General features: G+C 65.1%; 14 protein-coding genes. 3 read left to right on the top strand and 11 right to left on the bottom strand.

Features of this window, described 5'->3' with window-relative positions; translation table 11 throughout:
- Nucleotides 1–52 precede the first annotated feature (52 nt).
- The 4 genes from ACTEK7_RS20660 to ACTEK7_RS20645 are packed head-to-tail and all read right to left on the bottom strand — an operon-like array spanning nucleotide 53 to nucleotide 4,272.
- Nucleotides 53–1,099: an ABC transporter substrate-binding protein gene (locus ACTEK7_RS20660; RefSeq protein ID WP_225146830.1), complete on the bottom strand. Its 1,047-nt coding sequence runs from the start codon at nucleotides 1,097–1,099 to the stop codon at nucleotides 53–55.
- Between the two features lie 21 nt (nucleotides 1,100–1,120).
- The gene (locus tag ACTEK7_RS20655; protein WP_225146829.1) at nucleotides 1,121–2,428 is read right to left on the bottom strand and encodes an NAD(P)/FAD-dependent oxidoreductase; all 1,308 of its coding nucleotides are present in this window, start codon (nucleotides 2,426–2,428) and stop codon (nucleotides 1,121–1,123) included.
- A 14-nt stretch (nucleotides 2,429–2,442) separates the two neighbouring features.
- Nucleotides 2,443–3,159 (bottom strand): HAD family hydrolase, encoded by a 717-nt coding sequence (locus ACTEK7_RS20650; protein WP_036027384.1) that lies wholly within the window; start codon nucleotides 3,157–3,159, stop codon nucleotides 2,443–2,445.
- 33 nt (nucleotides 3,160–3,192) lie between these two features.
- A complete protein-coding gene (locus ACTEK7_RS20645; RefSeq protein ID WP_225146828.1) occupies nucleotides 3,193–4,272 on the bottom strand; it encodes an ABC transporter ATP-binding protein in 1,080 nt (359 codons plus the stop codon).
- Between the two features lie 210 nt (nucleotides 4,273–4,482).
- Here ACTEK7_RS20645 and ACTEK7_RS20640 point away from each other — a divergent pair, with 210 nt between their 5' ends.
- Entirely contained in the window at nucleotides 4,483–5,421 is a 939-nt protein-coding gene (locus tag ACTEK7_RS20640) for a LysR family transcriptional regulator (protein WP_109144796.1), read from the top strand.
- A 247-nt stretch (nucleotides 5,422–5,668) separates the two neighbouring features.
- Here ACTEK7_RS20640 and uxuA read toward each other — a convergent pair whose 3' ends face one another.
- The 6 genes from uxuA to ACTEK7_RS20610 form a co-directional block, all read right to left on the bottom strand.
- The gene (gene uxuA, locus ACTEK7_RS20635) at nucleotides 5,669–6,859 is read right to left on the bottom strand and encodes a mannonate dehydratase (protein WP_225146827.1); all 1,191 of its coding nucleotides are present in this window, start codon (nucleotides 6,857–6,859) and stop codon (nucleotides 5,669–5,671) included.
- 72 nt (nucleotides 6,860–6,931) lie between these two features.
- Nucleotides 6,932–7,981, bottom strand: a complete 1,050-nt coding sequence (locus tag ACTEK7_RS20630; RefSeq protein ID WP_225134461.1) for an L-idonate 5-dehydrogenase — start codon at nucleotides 7,979–7,981, stop codon at nucleotides 6,932–6,934.
- Nucleotides 7,978–9,384, bottom strand: a complete 1,407-nt coding sequence (locus tag ACTEK7_RS20625) for a TRAP transporter large permease (RefSeq protein ID WP_036042393.1) — start codon at nucleotides 9,382–9,384, stop codon at nucleotides 7,978–7,980. The genes ACTEK7_RS20630 and ACTEK7_RS20625 overlap by 4 nt, the downstream gene beginning before the upstream one ends.
- Before the next feature lie 4 nt (nucleotides 9,385–9,388).
- On the bottom strand, nucleotides 9,389–9,967 hold the full coding sequence (locus ACTEK7_RS20620; protein WP_036007120.1) for a TRAP transporter small permease: 579 nt from the start codon (nucleotides 9,965–9,967) through the stop codon (nucleotides 9,389–9,391).
- A 216-nt stretch (nucleotides 9,968–10,183) separates the two neighbouring features.
- Entirely contained in the window at nucleotides 10,184–11,149 is a 966-nt protein-coding gene (locus ACTEK7_RS20615; protein WP_370111903.1) for a sialic acid TRAP transporter substrate-binding protein SiaP, read from the bottom strand.
- Nucleotides 11,150–11,228: 79 nt separating this feature from the next.
- Nucleotides 11,229–12,041 (bottom strand): FadR/GntR family transcriptional regulator, encoded by an 813-nt coding sequence (locus ACTEK7_RS20610; RefSeq protein ID WP_036007117.1) that lies wholly within the window; start codon nucleotides 12,039–12,041, stop codon nucleotides 11,229–11,231.
- Nucleotides 12,042–12,184: 143 nt separating this feature from the next.
- Between ACTEK7_RS20610 and ACTEK7_RS20605 the strand changes: the two genes are divergently transcribed.
- On the top strand, nucleotides 12,185–13,669 hold the full coding sequence (locus tag ACTEK7_RS20605) for a mannitol dehydrogenase family protein (protein ID WP_225146826.1): 1,485 nt from the start codon (nucleotides 12,185–12,187) through the stop codon (nucleotides 13,667–13,669).
- Between the two features lie 95 nt (nucleotides 13,670–13,764).
- Complete coding sequence (locus ACTEK7_RS20600; RefSeq protein WP_036007097.1) at nucleotides 13,765–14,172, top strand: nuclear transport factor 2 family protein; 408 nt, start codon at nucleotides 13,765–13,767, stop codon at nucleotides 14,170–14,172.
- A gap of 24 nt (nucleotides 14,173–14,196) precedes the next feature.
- On the opposite strand, the gene ACTEK7_RS20595 is transcribed toward ACTEK7_RS20600, so the two are convergent.
- Nucleotides 14,197–14,952 (bottom strand): HAD family hydrolase, encoded by a 756-nt coding sequence (locus tag ACTEK7_RS20595; RefSeq protein WP_225146825.1) that lies wholly within the window; start codon nucleotides 14,950–14,952, stop codon nucleotides 14,197–14,199.
- Between the last annotated feature and the right edge of the window lie 40 nt (nucleotides 14,953–14,992).

The following is a 14,992-nucleotide window of genomic DNA, read 5'->3' as shown; positions in this document are numbered from 1 at the left end:
CGCTGATGTTTTTGGGAGGGATCTGGCACTGAAGTCGTCAACGTTGCCTCGCTCACTTCTGCATGAAGGACGCCCAGCGCTTCTCGGCGGCTTCGCCCGCCGGCGAGGACCACCAGGCGTAGGACATCAGCGCCTGCTTGGCGGCATTGGCCGGCTCGCTCGGCAATTGCGCGGCGCGCTCGGGCTTGATCACGCTGGTCTCGAACGCCTTCGGGTTGCCCGGACCATAGTCGATGTGCAGTGGCAGATTGGCCTGGTGCACGGGATCGACGGCCTCGTTGAGGAATTTTATCGCGGTGGCGAGATTCGGCGCGCCCTTGAGGATGCAGAGCGAGGTACTCTGCAGGATGCCCTGGTTGTAGGTGAAGGTGACCTTCGCGCCTTCCTTGGCGACCGCGCTGACGCGACCGTTCCAGGCCATCTCCATGTCGACCTCGCCGTCATTGAGCAACTGCGCCGACTGCGCGCCCGAGGTCCACCACACCGTGATGTGCGGCTTGATCTCTTCCAGCTTCTTGAAGGCGCGGTCGACGTCGAGCGGATAAAGCTTGTCCGGTGCGACGCCGTCGGCCATCAGCGCCGCCTCTAACGTTGCAAACGGATGGTTGCGCAGCGCGCGGCGGCCGGGGAATTTCTTCACGTCCCAGAAATCGGCCCAGCTGTTCGGCGCGTCCTTCGGGAATTTCTTCTGGCTGTAGGCAAGTACGCTCGAATAGAACTCGTAGGACACTGAATAGGGGCTGCGATAGGCCTCCGGCATCGCCGCGCCGTTTGGAATCTTCGAGAAGTCGAGCTTCTCCATCAGCCCCTGTTCGCCGCCGCGCAGGCAGTTACCGGTCGGGGTGTCGACGACGTCCCAGATCGGCTTGCCGCTGCCGACCTGCGTCTTGATCGCGGGCCAGGCATCGGGAATGGAGTCCTGGTTGATGGTGATGCCGAGCTTCTTGGCGGAGGGATCGAGGATCGCCACCGTCTGCGCCTGCTGATAGGCGCCGCCCTGCGAGACAAAGGTGATCTGCTCGGCGGCATCAGCCGCGCTGGTCAGTCCGATTGCGCCCAGCAGCGCGCAGCCCAATCCAAATTTCTGCTTCATCGTCATCCTCACCTCCTCCAAATGATCTCACCGACCGATCGCATCGAGAAACTGGTACCAGCCGGCGACCATGCGCACGGCGGGCTCCCGCAGCGGATAGAACGGAATCGCCTTCATGCGCCGCGCGTCGAGCAGGCCGACGTCGGGCGTCTCGCCGCGCACGAAGGCGGCGAGATAGCTGCCCATCAGGCTCGACATCGCAACGCCTGCGCCGTTGTAGCCGACCGAGAAGAGCGTGCGGTCATCGAGCCGGCCGATATGCGGGACCGAGTCCAGCGTCATCGCGACCAGGCCCGACCATTTGTATGCGAGCGGGACATCGGCGAGATCGGGGAAGATGCCGACCATCGCCTTGCGCAAGGCATCGAATGCGGCCTGCGAATTCTGCTTGCCGAAGGCGCCGCGGCCGCCGAAGATGACGCGGTTGTCGACCATGCGGAACCAGCGCATCATGCGCTTGGTCTCGGTGTAAGTGCGCCCCGTCGGCATCAGTTTTCCCGCGAGATTGCCGGGAAGCCGCTCGGTTGCGACCATGGCGCTGCGGAACGGGATCAGCGTGCGCTGCAGATGCGCGGTGGCACCGGTCAGATCCGAATAGCTGTTGGTGGCAATGATCGCCTGCCTGGCGCGCACCGCGCCTTGCGGTGTCTCGGCAACGATGCCGTCCTTCTCGCGCCGGAGCTTGACGACCGGCGACTCCTGGAAAATCGGAACGCCGCGGCTTGCAACGCCGTTTGCGAGGCCGCGCAGATAGTTCAGCGGATGGATCCCGCCCGAACCGGGATTGAGCACACCGCCGACAAAGATGTCGGAGCCGGTCTCCTCACGCACCTGTCCCTTGTCGAGAATGCGGACCGCGGCGGAGCCCATCTCGCGCGTCATCCAGTTGGCTTCGTCGATCGCGGCCTTGAGCGTCGTCTCATTGTGCGCGGCCTTGACCTGGCCGGTGCGCACAAGGTTCGCGCTGGTGATGCCGAATTCGGAGACGAGCTCCTCGACCATGTCGGTCGATTCATGCGCGATCTCGTACATGCGCCGCGCCATGTCGCGGCCGTGTGCGGCATCGATCTCGCGGAACGAGAGGCGGAATTTTGCGGTGATCACGCCGCCATTGCGCCCGCTCGCGCCCCAGCCGGGACGGTTGGCCTCGAGCACGACGGGGCTGAGCCCGCTCCTGGCGATGTGGTGCGCGGCGGAGAGGCCAGTGTAGCCGGCGCCGATGATCACCACATCGGCTTGGCTCTCGCCCGACAACACGGGAAACGCGCGCGCCGGCTCCGCCGTGGCTTCCCACAGTGAATTGACCGATGGCAGCGCGCGCCAGTCCCGTGTCATGCCACAGCTCTCCGTTACGTCGCCGGCCCGATGGCCGCGTCGGCAAGCGCCTTCAACGTCGGATAATGGAAGTCCGGCTTGGTCAGCGTCTCCACCGCCGGCGTGCCGCCGAATCCGGCGATGCCCTGGCGGCGCTCGATCCAGCACACCTTGTAGCCGAGCTTCCGCGCGATCCCGATGTCGTGATATTGGCTCTGCGCGACGTGCAGAATGTCGGACTGCTTGTACCCGAAGGCGGACTGGCGGCCCTTGTTGTAGGCGAAGAATTCCGGGTTCGGTTTTGCAACGCCGGTGTCGTCGGCGCAGACGGTGTCATCGAAGGGATTACCGAGCGCATGCGCGTAGCATGAGAGTGCCACGCGGTCGGCATTGGTCATCGCGACCAGGCGGAATTTTGTGCGCAGGCGCTTCAGCGCCTCGACCGAGTCCGAGAACGGCCCCCAGCGCAGCACGGCAAGCTGGAAGACGTCACAGGAGGCATCGTCCGCCGGCAGCCCGAGCTCCTTGGCGAGATAGCGGTAGACGTAGAACATCACCTCGCTGGAGCGCTCATAATGCTTGTCGCGGCCTCGCTTGTAGGATTCGAAGATCTGCTCGTCGCTGAGCTCGGCCGCCTTCTTGCCTCCGATCTTGCGCACCGCTTCAAGTACGCCGGTCTCGAAATCGATCAGGGTGCCGACGACGTCGAAGGTGAGGACCTTGAAATTGCTGAACGCGGCTTGGGTCGACATATCGCTTCTTCTCTCGGTTGAACAAGGCTGGATTCAGTCCACCCTGGGCACGACAATGGTGTCCTCGGGGTGGAGCGTAACGGTGAGGCTGCCGCCGAGCGGCGGGATGCGGTGATAGGCCTGGTGATAGCTCGGTTGGCGCAGGCTGAGCGCGATGCCATCGGCGAGCGCGAGGAAAATGCGCAGGCTCTCGCCCTGATAGACGATGTCGGTGACGGTCCCGGTCAGCCGGTTGCAAGCGGCATCCTGCGCGCCATCATCGATCAGCAGCTTCTCGCTGTGCACGGCCAGCATCAGGGCATCGCCATCGGGAATGGCGCGCGCGCTGCGCAGCAAGACGTTGCCGAGCGCGACGCTGGCGGCATCGACGCGGCGAACCGGCAGCATCGTGGCTTCGCCGATGAAGCTGGCGACGAAGGAATCGGCGGGGTGATCGTGCAGCCGCGCCGGCTCGTCGATCTGAACCAGCCGGCCGTCCTTCATGACGGCGACGCGGTCGCTCATGGTCAGCGCCTCGCGCTGGTCATGGGTGACGTAGATGATGGTCGCGCCGATGCGCTTGTGCAACGCGCGCAGCTCGATCTGCATGGATTCGCGCAGCTGCTTGTCGAGCGCGGAAAGCGGCTCGTCCATCAGGATCAGGCGCGGCTCGAAGATCATGGCGCGCGCCAACGCCACGCGCTGGCGCTGACCGCCGGAGAGCTGCGCGATGCCGCGCTCTTCATAGCCGGCAAGCCCGACCATGCTGAGCGCTGCGCGCACCTTGTCCGGCCAGATGGATTTCGGCAGGCGTCGCGCGCGCAAGGGAAAGGCGACGTTCTCGCCGACGCTCATGTGCGGAAACAGCGCGTAATTCTGGAACACCACGCCGATGTCGCGCTTGTGCGGCGGCATGTAGGTGACGTCACGGCCTCCGAATAGAATCGTGCCTGAGGTCGGCAGGATGAAGCCGCCCAAAATGCCGAGCAGCGTGGTCTTGCCGGAGCCGGACGGGCCAAGCAGTGAGACGAATTCACCGGCGCTGACATTGAGCGAAACGTCGTCGAGGGCGCGAACGGCGCCATAGGCCTTGCTGGCGGACCTGATCTCGACGCTCTCCGCGCGCTTGTCCAACGATCGACCTCGCGATGTCCCTCAGCCGGCGTGCCTCACTGCGCGCCATAAGCCTGCTTTATAGACAGGGATTTGGAGCACTCACGGCAAAGCGTGCGCTGCACCAAATCCTCTCTCGAAGGGCCTGTCTTTAAGCTGTCATGCTGATGACACCAGACTTGGCAAAATCCGGCAATTGCCAAATTCTCACCGCGCCCATAACATGACGTTATGCCAGAGCTCCGTCGCATGCTGCCGTCCAGCAACGCCCTGTTCGTCTTCGACGCGGCGGCGCGCAATGGCAGCTTCACGGCTGCGGCCGCCGAGCTGAACGTCACGCAGCCGGCGGTGAGCCGGATGCTCGGCCAGTTCGAGGAGCATCTCGGCGTTCGCCTGTTCGATCGCAAGGCGGGCCGCGCGGTGCTCACCGAAGAAGGCGAGCTGCTCTATCGCCGAGTGCTCGAAGGCTTTCGCAGCATCGAGAGCGGGCTCGTCGAGATCGAGCGGCGGCGCAAGGGCACCGAGACGGTGACGCTGTCGGTCTCCTCCGCCTTCACCACGCACTGGCTGATGCCGCGCATCGACAAGCTGCAGAAGCAGTTTCCGCAAGTCGATCTGCGCTTCCAGTTGATTTCCGGCGCGCTGCGCGGGCCGGTGGAGAATGTCGATCTCGGCATGCGCTTCCGCGATCGCGACGAGCCGCCCTCCGGCGGCACGCTGGTGATGAAGGAAGTGATGCTGCCGATGTGCAGCCCTACCTATCTCGGCGAGACCGATCCCACCGAGGGCAACACCATCATTCGCCTCGCCGAGACGCCGGGCGACTGGGCCGCGGATTACGCTTCGCTCCTCACCGGCCGCCGCGGCGCGGCCAAGGCGCTGAGCTTCACCGACTATGCCGTCGTGGTGCAGGCCGCGCTGCTCGGCCAGGGCATTGCGCTCGGCTGGCTGACGGTCGCCTCGCACTGGCTGCTCACCGGCGCGCTGGTGCCGGCCTCCGACCGGCTCACCACCACGCGCCGCATCTGCGAATTCCTGCCGCCGCGCAACCGCGCGATGCGCCCGATCGCCGCCGAGATCCGCGACTGGATCATCGCGCAGATGAAAAGCGAGATCGCCGCGATCGACCGGCTCTATCCGAAGCTCGGCGCCATGGCGGCGTGCTATTGAGCCTGGAGCGAGCTTCACAAGAAGCCGTCATGCCCGGGCTTGTCCCGGGCATCCACGTTCGCCGTGCCACGTGGTAAGGCGTGGATGGCCGGGACAAGCCCGGCCATGACGCTGTGGAGGCGTCGCCCCCCTCCCTCCACGTCATTGCGAGCGCAGCGAAGCAATCCAGAGTCTTTCCACGGAGGGATTCTGGATTGCTTCGTCGCAAGAGCTCCTCGCAATGACAGTGTGGAGAGAGGTTTGCCCGCTACCGATGCTCGATCGCCCTGATCGCACCGCGCAACTCTGCGAGGCCGCGCAGGCGGCCGATGGCGGTGTAGCCGGGATTGGTGCGCTTGGTGGCGGCGAGATCGTCGAGCATGCGGTGGCCGTGATCGGGACGGAACACGATTCTCTTGTCCGGTGCGCGCCGCGCGTTCTCCTTCAACAGCGCCTTGAGCACCGCGATCATGTCGACGTCACCGTCGAGATGGTCGGACTCGTAGAACGACAGGACGTCCGCCTCGCGCTTGGTCGCGCGCAGATGGGCGAACGCGATGCGCGGGCCGAAGCGCTCGGCCATATCAGGGAGATTGTTCTCCGCGCGCACGCCGAGCGAGCCGGTGCAGAAGCAGATGCCGTTGGCCTTGGACGGCACGGCATCGAACAGCGCCTGATAATCGTCGGCGCTGGAAGCAATGCGCGGCAGGCCGAACAGCGGCCGCGGCGGATCGTCCGGATGCAGCGTCAAGGAGACATCGAGCTGCTCGGCCACCGGCGTTACGCGCGCGAGGAATTCCGCGAGATGCTGCCGCAATATCTTTGGCGTCATGTCGCGATAGGTGTCCAGCCGATCGCGGAATTGCGGGATCGTCATCGGCTCGGTGGTCGAGCCCGGCAGCGCGCTGGCAATGACCATGACGAGATAGTCGATATCCGCCTGGCTCATCTGCTCGAACAGCTTTTTAGCGCGCGCCTGCTGCTCGGGGGTATACTCCTGCGCGGCCGCCGGGCGCTTCAGGATGTGCAGCTCGAATGCCGCAAAGCGGTCCTGGTCGAAGCGCATGGCACGGGCGCCGTTCGGCAGCTCCCATTCCAGATCGGTGCGGCACCAGTCCACCACGGGCATGAAGTTATAGCAGATGATCTTGATGCCAGAGGCGGCGACCGCCTCCAGGCTCGCGATCCACGCCTCGATCGACTTGGTCGCTTTTCCGCCGAGGCGCTTGACGTCGTCAGGGATCGGAATCGATTCCACCACCGACCAGGTCAGCTGCGAGCGGCCGGGCTGGCCGTTCTCGATGAAGTTCTTGCGCTCCTCGACCGCCTTGCGCGTCCAGGCCTCTCCGATCGGCACCTGATGCAGCGCCGAGACGATCTGGCTCGCCCCGGCCTGCCTGACATCATCGAGCGAGACCGGATCATCCGGCCCGTACCAGCGCCATCCCTCCAGCATCATGTGCTGCCTCCCAAAGCGTTTTCGAGCGAAGTGGGTACCGGTTCGCGTGAAGAAAACGCGTCAAAACAAAAGTCAGTTCGCGGTCAGCACGACCTTGACGCTCTGCGAACGGTCGAGCGCCAGCCGCAGCGCGTCGGGCGCGGTCGAGAGCGGCCGCTCGGCGGTGACCAGCGACAGCACATCGACGCTGCCGTTGCCGATCAGTTCCACCGCATTCATGAACTCGAAGCCGAAGCGGAACGAGCCGCGCAGGTCGATCTCCTTGGCCATCACCGCATTCGACGGCGTCGGGATCTGGCCGCCCGGCAGGTTGCCGATCTGCACCACGACGCCGCCGCGCCTGACGATGCCGATCGCGCTGGCAAGGCCCGCGGCCGTGCCCGAGACCTCGAACGCGACGTCATAGGGTCGCGACGCAGCCTGCGCCTTCAACCCTTCCTCGCCGGCCGAGACGTTCTCGACGTGGGAGGCGCCGAGCTTGGTCGCAAAGGCCAGCGGCGCCGGGGCGATGTCGGCCACGGTGATGTCGGCCATGCCGGCGCGGTGCGCTGCGAGCATGGTCAGAAGCCCGATCGGGCCGGCGCCGAAGATGATGCCGCGCTTGCCCTCGATCTTGCCGGCGCGCGCCACCGCGTGCAGGCACACCGCGAGCGGTTCGGCCAGCGCGGCCGCCTGGTAGGACACGTGATCGGGAATCTTCACGCACTGCGCAGGGATCGCATCGAAGTAGTTGGCGAAGCCGCCCTGCATGTGCGGCGTCTTCGAAGCCGAGCCCATGAAATAGATGTTCTCGCACAGGTTCGGCCGGCCCTCGCGGCAGGCGACGCAATGGCCGCACCAGCGCGACGGGTTGACGGCGACGCGGTCGCCGACCTTCAGGTTCGCAGCGGCACCGGAGATCTCCACGACCTCGCCCGAGATCTCGTGTCCCAGCACCAGCGGCGACTTCACCACGAAGTCTCCGGTGCGGGCATGACGGAAATAGTGCATGTCCGAGCCGCAGATGCCGCCGGCGCCGAAGCGGATGCGCACCATGCCGTCAGCGAGCTTGTCGAGCGGATGCTCGATCATGCGCAGGTCTTCGGGGCCGAACAGGGTCGCGGCGAGAGCAGTCGAGGTCATTTGGAGAGCCCCATGTATTTTGGCAGCCAGAGGGTCAGTTCGGGAATGAAGGTGATCGCGATCAGCGCCAGCATCAGCGGCACCAGCCAGGGCAGGATCGCCACCGTCGTGCGCTCGACGGAGAGCTTTGCCACGCGGGCGAGCACGAACAGCACCATGCCGAGCGGCGGATGCAGCAGGCCGATCATCAGGTTCAGCGTCATGATCAGGCCGAAATGAATGGGGTCGATGCCGAGCTTGAGCACGATCGGCAGCAGGATCGGCACCAGAATGGTGATCGCCGCCGTGGTGTCGATGAAGCAGCCCACGAACAGGATCAGCACGTTGGCGAGCGCCAGGAACACCCATTTGTTCTGGGTGATGCTGAGCATCCAGTCCGACAGCATCTGCGCCGCCTGCGACACCGTCAGCAGCCAGGCGAAGATCGAGGCCGCCGTGACGATGAACAGCACCGAGGCCGTGGTCTCGATGGTGTCGAAGGTCGCCTTGGCGACGGTCTGGAACGTCATGGTGCGGTAGCGGACGAGGCCGAGGAACAGCGACCAGATCACCGCGGCGACGGCGGCTTCCGTCGGCGTGAACCAGCCCAGCGTCATGCCGCCGATCAGGATCACCGGCGCCATCAGCGCCATCACCGCCGAGAAGTCGAAATACCAGTCGATCAGGAGCAGCGTGCCGAGGCCGATGACGACGGCCGTGTTGACCGAAAGGCCGGCCAGCACCATCAGCCAGATCGCCATCGGGAATGACAGCACGATCAATATCTCGAGCCCGGCCGAGCCGAGCTGCGGCCAGGAGAACGGCGTGTCGCTGCCCCATTTGTTCTTGTGCGCGAAATAGGTGACGGTCACCATCATGAACAGCGTCAGGACGACGCCGGGAATGACGCCGCCCAGGAACAGCGCGCCGATCGAGACGTTCGCCATCATGCCGTAGATCACGAACGGCAGCGACGGCGGAATGATCGGCCCGAGCGTTGCCGAGGCCGCGGTGACGCCGACCGAGAACTCGGTGGAGTAACCGTGGTCCTTCATCGCCTTGATCTCGATGGTGCCGAGGCCGGCGGCATCCGCAATCGCGGTGCCCGACATACCGGAGAAGATCACCGAGCCGATGATGTTGACGTGGCCGAGGCCGCCGCGCATCCACCCCACCAGCGCAACCGCGAATTTGTAGATGCGCCCGGTGACGCCGGCGATGTTCATGAGATTGCCGGCCAGGATGAAGAACGGCACGGCGAGCAGCGGAAAGCTCTCGACGCCGGCGATCATGCGCTGCGCCAGCGTGACGTCGGGCGTCACGCCGCTGACCAGGATGTAGAGCAGCGACGATACGGCCATGGCGATTGCCACGGGAACGCCGAGCAGCATGAGAACGAGAAAGCCTCCGAGCAACAGCAGCATGGTTTTATCCTTCCGATCCGTCGTAGGCACCGGGACGTTCGAGGACCGAGTAACCCTGCCGCCAGTTCTGGATCGCCACCTGCACGGAGCGTGCGAACATCAGCACGAACCCGAGCAGCACGGCGTAATAGACATAGTCCTTGGGAAGATTGATGGTGGTCATCTGCTCGTCGCCGATGATCCTGATGTAGACCCAGACCAGCTTGATGGCGTAGCCGAAGAAGGCGATCCGGATCAGGTCGATCGCGGTCGACAGCACGCGCCCTACGGCATGCGGCAGGTAGCGATAGACGAGGTCGACCTGGATATGCCGCGACAGCCGTACGCACATCGACGAGCCGATGAAGACCACCCCGATCAGGCAATAGGTCGCGATCTCCTCGGTCCAGGCGTAGCTGTCGTTGAGCACGTAACGGGTGAAGAACTGCAGGAAGACGGCGAGCGCCATCACCCAGAAAATCGCCAGCGCCACCCAGTCCTCGAAGGCGTAGACGCCGAGATCGACCTTCGGCGTCGCCTCCTCCTCGAAGGTGTGCGCGATCTCGTCGGCGGTGATCTGCCGGTGGATTTCGGCGGTGGACATGTTACCTCTCTCCAAATCGTCGTTCCGGGGCTCGCGAAGCGAGAACCCGGAATGACGTCTTTGTTCTACTGTCTCACGCTTGCTCCGCTCCTCATCCTGAGGAGCTTGCGAAGCAAGCGTCTCGAAGGATGCCCCCGGGGCACACCGGGGCCCTCATGGTTCGAGCTGCCCTTCGCGCTCCTCACCATGAGGGTCTTATGGCGGGGCAAGCGGCGGTCACTTCACCGCCTGGATCTTCTCCCAATCCGCCTTGCGGTACCCGAAAGTCTCGAACGCGACGTTCTTCAACACGGTGTCGCGGAACTCGTTCTTGTCGACCTCGGTCACGGTCAGGCCCTTGTCCTTGAAGAAGGCGACCAGCTTGGCCTCGTTCTGCTTGATCTCTCCGGTGGCCTTGGCAGCCGCCTCCTGCGCCACGTCGGTGAAGATCTTCTTGTCCTCGTCGCTGAGCTTCTTCCACAGCGCGCCGGCGATCACCGTGTTGAGATGGTCGACGATGTGGCCGGTCAGCACGATGTGCTTCTGCACCTCGTAGAACTTCTTGGCCTCGATCGTGGTCAGCGGATTTTCCTGCGCCTCCACGGTGCCGTTCTGGAGCGCGAGATAGACCTCGGCGAACGCGATCGGCGCGGTGTTGGCGCCGCAGGCGCGCGGCATCGCCAGATAGGCCGGAACGTCGGGCACGCGGATCTTCAGGCCCTTCATGTCCGCGCAGGTCTTGATCGGCTTGTTGGACGAGGTCTGGCGCACGCCGTAATAGGTCACCGCGACGATGTGGTGGCCGCTCTTGTCCTCATAGCCCTTGGCGAGCTCCTTGAAGATGTCGCTCTTGGTGTAGGCGAGCAGATGATCGGCATCGCGGAAGGTGTAGGGATAATAGGTCACGCCGATCGGCGCGAAGCTCTTGGCCGCGAAGCTCGATCCGGAGATGATGATGTCGACCGAACCGAGCGACAGGCCCTGGTTGATGTCGGTCTCCTTGCCGAGCTGCGAGGCCGGATAGACCTCGATCTGGTAGCGCCCGTTGGTGCGCTTATTGATCTCCTGCGCGGCCCAGACCGACGCCGTGTGGAACGGCTCCGAGGGCTCGTAGACATGAGCCCATTTGAGCTTGGTCTGCGCCATGCTGGCGCTGGTCGCCGCCAACAGCGTGGCGGCGGAAATCGCTGCTGCAATCGTCATCTTCTTTAACATCGACTTTTCCTCCATCGTTCAAGTCTGCTTGTTCGCCCGCCCCGGCATGGATGCGGGCCGCCTAATCTCATCGCCGCCGCGAGCTGCCGCTCTTGGCCTGTTTCTTCGATGGTCGTTTTGATTTCGCCGGCTGAACCCCGGACGGCGCCGCTCGCCTCCGTGCAGCCGGCGCCCCTGCTGATGTCTCGGCACCAAAATTCTGTGCAAAGCGCTCCTGCGAATGCGCGAGGTGATCGCGCATGGCGTCATGGGCCGTCAGCGGCCGGCGCGCAGCGATGGCGTCGCGCACGGCCCGGTGCTCATCGAGCGCGGTTCGCCACGTGGTGGGATTCTCGAAATAATGCGCTAGCTGCGCGAAATAGGGATTGAGGCGCTGGTCGAACAACTCGCCGACAACCCGCACCAGCACGGCATTGCCGAGACATCCTGCCACGGCGATATGGAAGGCGCGGTCATGAACCATCGAGGCTTCGCCAGGATGGTCGACATTCTCCATCGCGACGAGCGCGGCGTCGATGCGGTCGATGTCATCTTTGGTCGCCACGCGCGCGGCCTGTTCGGCGATGGCGCTCTCCAGGAATTCGCGGGCGCGCAAGAGTTCGAACGGGCCTTCGATGACGGCAGTAGCTGTCGGCGCGGCCACGGCGGCGGGCTCGATCACATAGATGCCGGATCCGACGCGGATGCGCAGGCGCCCTTCGACCTCGAGCGCAATCAAGGCTTCGCGCACCGTGGGCCTCGACACCTTGAGCTGTTCCGCGAGGTCGCGCTCGGTCGGCAAGCGGCTGCCGACCGCGTACTCGCCGCTGTCGATCAGGCTTCGCAATTGATCGGCGACCTGGCGATAGAGCCGTCTCGCCTCCACAGCTTCCAGCGGCACGCTGGTCCTCCCGAAAAGGTCTCGCGCGGCGCCTCCGGCGCCCGCGACCCGCCAATTTTGGAAAATTGGTCTTACCAATTGACCGGAGCATTGACCTGATACGGACGCCATGTCAAGCAGCGGCAAAGCAAGGGGAGACGTCCATGCGCCAGAGCTCGATGCGCCTTGGTCGCGCCAATCTCGACCGGCTGGCACCTGCCATCCGCCGTCCGGCCTATGACCGATCGCGCGTCACGCCCGGCATCGTGCATCTCGGGCTCGGGGCGTTTCATCGTGCCCATCAGGCCGTCGTCATCGACGATAGCCTTGCTAGGGGCAGCATGTCCTGGGGCATCATCGGCGCGAGCCTGCGCAGCCCGGAGACGCGCGACGCCCTCGCCCCGCAGGACCATCTCTACACCGTCGCTGTGCGCGCCGCCGAAGGTACCGAGCACCGCGTGATCGGCGCCCTGCTCGACAGCGTCGTCGCGCGCGAGAAGCCGGCAGCCCTGGTGGAGCGGATGGCCGATCCCGCCATCCGCATCGTCTCGCTCACGGTGACCGAGAAGGGCTATTGCCACACGCCGCAGACCGGCGATCTCGACGAGCGGCATCCTGATGTCGTGCACGACCTCAACAATTTCGACGCGCCGCGCTCGGCGCCGGGCTTCATCGTCGCCGCGCTGGCACGCCGGCGGGCGCAGGGTCTTTCGCCCTTCACCGTGCTGTGCTGCGACAACCTCGCCGCCAACGGCCACACCGTGCAGCGGATCGTCACGCAGTTCGCCGCGCTGCGGTCCAGGGAACTTGGCAAGTGGATCGCCGACACGGTTGCTTTCCCCTCGACCATGGTCGACCGCATCGTGCCGGAGACGACGGATGCCGACCGCGATGCGGTCGCATCGGCGCTGGGCATGCGCGACGCCTGGCCTGTCATGACCGAGCCGTTCACGCAATGGGTGGTCGAGGACCGCTTCACCGCGGGCCGGCCGGACCTTGCCGCAGCGGGTGTCGAGCTCGTCGGCGACGTCAAGCCGTTCGAGCTGATGAAGCTGCGGCTGCTCAACGCCAGCCATTCCGCGCTGGCCTATCTCGGCTATCTCTCCGGCTACGAGACCATCGCCGACACGATGCAGGATCCGCATTTTGCGCGCCTCGCCGCGCAGGTGATGGAAGAGGCCGCGGTGACGCTGACCATGCCATCAGGCACGGATCTCGCCGCCTATCGCGCCTCGCTGCTCAAGCGCTTCGCCAATCCGGCGCTGCACCATCGCACTTGGCAGATTGCCATGGACGGCTCGCAAAAGCTGCCGCAGCGGCTGCTCGGCGCGATGCAGGATCGCCTTGCCAGAGGCCTGCCCATCGCAACGCATGCGCTGGCGGTGGCCGGCTGGATCCGCTACGTCAGCGGCGTCGACGAGCAGGGACGGCCGATCGACGTGCGCGATCCATTCGCCGCCGAGTTCGCCGCGCTGGCGCGCGAGGCAGGACCCGTTGCCGAGCGCCTCGCGCCGGCACTGCTCGGGGTGGCGAAGGTGTTCGGGCCGCTCGGCGCCGAGCCGCGCCTGCGCGAGGCTGTCACCGCGGCGCTCGGCCGCCTCTATGCCGACGGCGCGCCGCGGGCCGTGGCAACGCACGTTTCAGCGTGACCACGACGCGGGCAGCATCCTGAATGCTGCACTGCGGCCAAAGTCGACGGAAAGTCGCGCTTGATTTTTGCCTGTCCTTGCCCCACCCGAGAGCGATGGGAAACGACACCAAGGTCATCGCCGCCAACGCGGCCTTTTACGCGGCATTCTCGACCGGCGACTTCGCCGGCATGGAACGGATGTGGGCGGATGACGACGGCATCTCCTGCATCCATCCCGGCTGGCCGGCCATCATCGGCCGCGCCACCGTGATCGGAAGCTGGCGCGACATCCTGCAAAACCCGCAGCGGCCGCAGATCGTCTGCGCCGAGCCGCAGGCCATCGTCGACGGCGACAGCGCCCGCGTGCTCTGCATCGAGATCGTCGACGGCACCGCGCTGGCTGCGGCGAACCATTTTCGCCGCGTCGGCGACGACTGGCGCCTGGTGCATCATCAGTCCAGTCCGATCGCACAGATTGTCGAGCAGGCCGAGGACGATAGAGCAAGTCACCGCGTCCACTGAGCACGGCGATCACGGCGCCGTGATCTACTGTGCATGGGGTTGTTTTTCAGCTTTTGTTTGGCGGGCCGAAAGTTCCGACAGATCGTCGAGCACGACATGCGCGCCGGTGAAGTCGTCGTCCCCGAAGAACGTGCTGCGGGTGATCAGAACCGGGACGCCGGCGCGCGAGGCCGCGATCAGACCGTTGGCGGAATCCTCAATCGCAACGCAATCGGATGCCTCGAGCTTCAGCCGCGCCAGAATCTCGAGATAGACGTCGGGCGCCGGCTTCTTGTGCCTGACGTCGTCGCCGGCGACGATCGCATCGAAATCCGCGGCCCAGCGTTTGCCCAGCGCCTGCGACAGCAGCGCATCGATATTGCCGTGCGATGTGGTGGTCGCAATCGCAAGCCGCTGGCCGCGCGCCTTCGTGGCCCTGAGCAAGTCCGTCACGCCTGGCCGCAAGGGACAGCGGCCGGCCTCGACCAATTCGGCATAATGCGCGGTCTTGATGCGGTGAAGTTCTGCGATGTCCCCGTCCGACAAGGGCGGAGCGGTCACTAGCCTCTCGTGGTAGGCGCGCATGCGCTCCTTGCCGCCCGTCACCCGCAACAGGTCCTTGTAGACGGCGCGGTCCCACTGCCAGTCGAGACCGAGGCGGGCGAAGGCCAGATTGAAGGCCTGCCGATGCAGCTCCTCGGTTTCGGCCAGGGTGCCGTCGACGTCGAAGATCAGCGCGGCCGCGCGCCGGATCAGATCGGCGGCGTCCGCTGGCGACTGAACCAACGCTTCGGCCTGCATGATCGATGCCTCCTGTCCCAAGCGAACATCGCCCGAAGCG

The sequence above is a fragment of the Bradyrhizobium sp. JHI2711 genome, assembly GCF_056156565.1.
Note: the sequence above shows the minus strand (reverse complement) of the source record. Positions and strands in the feature narration are given on the sequence as shown.

Coding starts and splice junctions, on each gene's coding strand:
- ACTEK7_RS20625 (WP_036042393.1), bottom strand. CDS start 9,384: ATGCTGCTGTTGCTCGGAGGCTTTCTCGTTCTCATGCTGCTCGGCGTT.
- uxuA (WP_225146827.1), bottom strand. CDS start 6,859: ATGATGCTGGAGGGATGGCGCTGGTACGGGCCGGATGATCCGGTCTCG.
- ACTEK7_RS20595 (WP_225146825.1), bottom strand. CDS start 14,952: ATGCAGGCCGAAGCGTTGGTTCAGTCGCCAGCGGACGCCGCCGATCTG.
- ACTEK7_RS20660 (WP_225146830.1), bottom strand. CDS start 1,099: ATGACGATGAAGCAGAAATTTGGATTGGGCTGCGCGCTGCTGGGCGCA.
- ACTEK7_RS20605 (WP_225146826.1), top strand. CDS start 12,185: ATGCGCCAGAGCTCGATGCGCCTTGGTCGCGCCAATCTCGACCGGCTG.
- ACTEK7_RS20600 (WP_036007097.1), top strand. CDS start 13,765: ATGGGAAACGACACCAAGGTCATCGCCGCCAACGCGGCCTTTTACGCG.
- ACTEK7_RS20630 (WP_225134461.1), bottom strand. CDS start 7,981: ATGACCTCGACTGCTCTCGCCGCGACCCTGTTCGGCCCCGAAGACCTG.
- ACTEK7_RS20620 (WP_036007120.1), bottom strand. CDS start 9,967: ATGTCCACCGCCGAAATCCACCGGCAGATCACCGCCGACGAGATCGCG.
- ACTEK7_RS20615 (WP_370111903.1), bottom strand. CDS start 11,149: ATGACGATTGCAGCAGCGATTTCCGCCGCCACGCTGTTGGCGGCGACC.
- ACTEK7_RS20655 (WP_225146829.1), bottom strand. CDS start 2,428: ATGACACGGGACTGGCGCGCGCTGCCATCGGTCAATTCACTGTGGGAA.
- ACTEK7_RS20640 (WP_109144796.1), top strand. CDS start 4,483: ATGCCAGAGCTCCGTCGCATGCTGCCGTCCAGCAACGCCCTGTTCGTC.
- ACTEK7_RS20650 (WP_036027384.1), bottom strand. CDS start 3,159: ATGTCGACCCAAGCCGCGTTCAGCAATTTCAAGGTCCTCACCTTCGAC.